This is a genomic window from Streptomyces sp. 5-10, from assembly GCF_014712245.1.
GTDB classification, from domain to species: Bacteria; Actinomycetota; Actinomycetes; order Streptomycetales; family Streptomycetaceae; genus Streptomyces; species Streptomyces violaceusniger.
On the sequence record NZ_JACVYG010000156.1, the window covers coordinates 1 to 4,280 of the forward strand.

At 72.9% G+C, this 4,280-nt stretch carries 1 protein-coding gene; it reads left to right on the forward strand.

Annotation, left to right across the window (positions count from 1 at the left end; genetic code table 11):
- A partial coding sequence (locus IEJ02_RS47505) for a type I polyketide synthase (RefSeq protein WP_191070461.1) occupies positions 1–4,280 on the forward strand: 4,280 nt, incomplete at both ends.

The window sequence follows — 4,280 nt, forward strand, 5'->3', positions numbered from 1 at the left end:
CTGGTCTTCACCTCGCGGTTGTCCCTGCGTACGCACGCCTGGCTCGCGGACCATACCGTCGGCGGCGTCGTCCTCGTCCCCGGTACCGGACTGGTCGAGTTGGCGGTCCGGGCCGGCGACGAGGTCGGCTGCGGCACGCTCGAAGAGCTGGTCATCGAGGCGCCGCTCGTCGTCCCCGAGCAGGGCGGTGTCCGCGTCCAGGTCGCAGTCGGCGGCCCCGACGAGAACGGCGCACGTACCGTCGAGGTGTACTCCGCCCGCGAAGACGCCGAGGCCGATGCGGCCGACGGAGCCGGTGCATGGACCCGGCACGCGTCCGGAATCCTGGCGCCGACGACGCTCGCTACGCCCGCTCCGAAGTTTGACTTCGCCGCCTGGCCGCCGCCCGGAGCCCAGCCGATGGACATCAACGGCGGCTACGACCTCCTCGCGCGCGCGGGCTACGCGTACGGGGAGTCGTTCCAGTGCGTGCGCGCAGTGTGGCGGCGCGGCGAGGAGGTCTTCGCCGAGGTCGCACTGCCGGAGGAACTGCGCGACGGCGCCGCCCGGTTTGGTATCCACCCGGGACTGCTGGACGCCGCTCTGCACTCCAGCATGCTCAACGCGGCCGCCGCCTTCCGCGGCCGGGTGTCGGACGACACGGCGGCCGACGAGCCCGTCGTACGGCTTCCGTTTGCCTGGAAAGGTCTGGCGCTGCACGCCGCCGGAGCTTCCTCCATCCGGACGCGGGTCGTGCAACTCGCGCCGGACGCCATAGACCTGGAGGCGGTCGACGACGCGGGCGGTCTCGTCCTCAGGCTGGACTCCCTGGTCTCCCGGGCCATCTCCGCCGAGCAGTTGGAGGCCGCGGCCGGCACCGCGCCGGGCAGTGACTCCCTGTTCACGGTCGAGTGGACCGAACTGCCCGCCCCGGCTCCAGCTCTGGCCCCGGAGACTCGGACGCCGTCCGCCCTGCCCCAGTTCACCGTCGTCGAGGCCATCACCGTCGGTGACACCGACGCCCACGCCGAAACCCCCTACGCACTCACCCGCCGCGTATTGGAGGCCGTTCAGGCCTGGTTGGCCGACGAGACGGCCGACGACGCCTCCCGCCTCGTCGTACGCACCCGGGGCGCCGTCGCCGCCGGCGGCGACGCGGCGCTCACTGACCCCGCAGGCTCGGCCGTCTGGGGCCTGGTCCGGGCCGCCCAGGCGGAGAACCCCGACCGGATCGTGCTCATCGACACCGAAATACCCTGCCCTGAGAGCGAGTTGAGCGCCGCACTGGAAACCGCCGAACCCCAGCTCGCAGTCCGTGGCACCAAGCTCCTCGTCCCCCGGCTCGCTCGGGCCGATGTGTCGGTGCCCGCACCTGCCCGCACGGTTCTGGACCTGGAAGGCACTGTCCTGGTGACCGGCGGCACCGGCTCTCTCGGTGCCGTGCTGGCCCGTCACCTGGTCACCCGGTACGGCATCCGCCGCCTCGTTCTGACCAGTCGGCGCGGCTTGGAGGCGGACGGCGCCCGCGACCTCGTAGCCGAACTGCGAGCCCTGGGCGCGGAGTCGGTCGATGTCCCTGCGTGTGACGTGACCCACCCGGAGGCTCTGACCGCCCTCCTCACCGAGCTCTCCGGGGCCGAGCACCGGCTCACCGCCGTCGTCCACGCCGCGGGCGTCTTCGACGGCGGGGTGATCGGCGACATCGCCCCCGAGCGGATGGCCCGCGCGTTCGCGCCGAAGGTCACCGCCCTCCAGCAGCTGGACGAGCTCACGCGCGAACTCGCCCCGGATCTCGACGCGTTCGTCGTCTATTCCTCCGTCTCCGCCGTCTTCCTGGGCGCGGGTACGGGCAGCTATGCCGCTGCCAATGCCTTCATGGACGGCCTGATGGCCAGGCGTCGCGCCGACGGCCTGCCGGCCCTGTCCCTCGCTTGGGGACCGTGGGAGCAGTCCTCCGGCATGGGTGCCGAACTGGACGAGCTGGCCCGGAGCCGGATGAACCGGCGCGGCGGTGTGCAGCCCCTGCCGGTGGACGAGGGCCTGGCTCTGTTCGATGCCGCCCTGCACAGCGATCGTTCCCTCCTCGTCCCGGCCAAGCTGGACCTGCACGCCCTGCGCGCGGCCGCCACGGCCGGTGCAGGGGTGCCGCCGCTGCTGCGCGACCTGGTGCGACCGGCCCGCCGGCAGGCGGCGCGCGGGGCGGCGCGGGACGGCGGCAGCGGGCTCGCCGCACGGCTGGCCGGGCTCCAGCCCGCCGAGCGGGAGGCGCTGCTTCTGGACCTCGTCCGTACCCGTGTCGCCGACGTGCTCGGGCACGCGGACGCGGCGAAAGTCGTGGCGGAACGGGCGTTCACGGATGCCGGCTTCGACTCGCTCACCTCGGTCGAACTACGCAACCGCCTGCGCGAGGCCACCGGCCTCAGCCTCCCCGCCACGGTCGTCTTCGACTACCCGGCGCCGCTCTCCCTCGCGCAGTACCTCCACGGCCGGCTCGACGGGACGGGAACCGCGCTCACCGCGGCGGGCCCGGTGACGCCGGCCTCCACGGTTGTGCACGATCCGGACGACCCGGTGGCGATCGTCGGCATGGCCTGCCGCCTGCCCGGCGGGGTCGCGAGCCCCGAGGACCTGTGGCGGCTGGTCAGCGAGGGCCGGGACGGCGTGTCCGGCTTCCCGAACGACCGCGGGTGGGGTCTGGACGAGATCTTCGACAGCGACCCCGAGCACGAGGGGACCTCGTACGTCGACCAGGGCGGCTTCCTTCACGAGGCCGGGCATTTCGACCCCGCGTTCTTCGGGATATCCCCGCGCGAGGCCACGACGATGGACCCGCAGCAGCGCCTGCTCCTGGAGACGTCGTGGGAGGCCATGGAGCGGGTCGGCATCGACCCGGGCACGCTCAAGGACGCGGACGTCGGCGTGTTCAACGGCATCATGGGCGTCGACTACTACGCGGGCGGCAACGTGCCCGCGGAACTGGGCGGCTTCGCCCTGACCGGCACCTCCTCGAGCGTGGCGTCAGGCCGCATCTCGTACGTGTTCGGGTTCGAGGGGCCCGCGGTGACCGTCGACACGGCCTGCTCGTCCTCACTCGTCGCCCTCCACCTCGCCGCGCAGGCGCTACGGCAGGGCGAGTGCTCGCTCGCCCTGGCTGGCGGTTCGACCGTGATGTCGAGCCCGAGCATGTTCATGGAGTTCTCCCGGCAGCGGGCGCTCGCGGCCGACGGCCGCTGCAAGTCGTACGCGGACGCCGCCGACGGCACCGGCTGGGCCGAGGGCGCGGGCGTCGTCGTACTGGAGCGCCTGTCGGAGGCGCGCCGCAACGGCCACCCCGTCCTGGCCGTGCTGCGCGGCAGCGCGGTCAACCAGGACGGCGCGTCCAACGGCCTCACCGCCCCCAACGGTCCCTCCCAGCAGCGCGTCATCCGCAAGGCCCTCGCGTCGGCCGGCCTGTCGACGGCCGACGTCGACATGGTCGAGGGCCACGGGACCGGCACCGTGCTCGGTGACCCGATCGAGGCGCAGGCCCTGCTCGCCACCTACGGGCGCGGCCGACCCGCCGAACGGCCGCTGTGGCTTGGCTCGCTGAAGTCGAACATCGGCCACGCCCAGGCGGCGGCCGGTGTCTCCGGCGTGATCAAGACCGTGCAGGCGCTACAGCACGGTGTCATGCCCGCGACCCTCCACGTGGACGCGCCCTCCGCGCAGGTCGACTGGACGGCCGGCGCGGTCGAACTGCTCACCGAGGCCCGCGCATGGCCTGAGGTCGAACGGCCGCGCCGGGCGGCGGTGTCCTCATTCGGCCTGAGCGGAACGAACGCGCACGTGATTCTGGAGCAGGCGCCTGAGTCTGTGCCTGTGCCGGTGGTGGATGTCGTCGAGGGTGTGGTGCCGTTGGTGGTGTCGGCGCGGAGTGCCGGTGCGCTGGCGGGGCAGGCGGAGCGGCTCGCCTCCTTCGTGGAGTCGGGCGAGGAGGTGTCTCTGCCGCACGTGGCGGGTGCGCTGGTCGCTCAGCGGGCGGTGCTGTCGGAGCGTGCGGTGGTGGTGGCCGGTTCGCGTGAGGAGGCGTTGGCGGGGCTTGGTGCGCTGGCGCGGGGTGAGTCGAGCCCTGGAGTGGTCAGTGGTAGTGCCGGCGGTTCCGTTCGTACGGTGCTGGTGTTCCCGGGGCAGGGTTCGCAGCGGGTCGGCATGGGCTGTGAACTGTATGACCGATATCCGGTGTTCGCGGAGGCGTTCGACGAGGCGTGCGCGGTGCTGGACGCGCAGCTCGCGGGTTGGGTGGAGCACTCGGTCAGGGACGT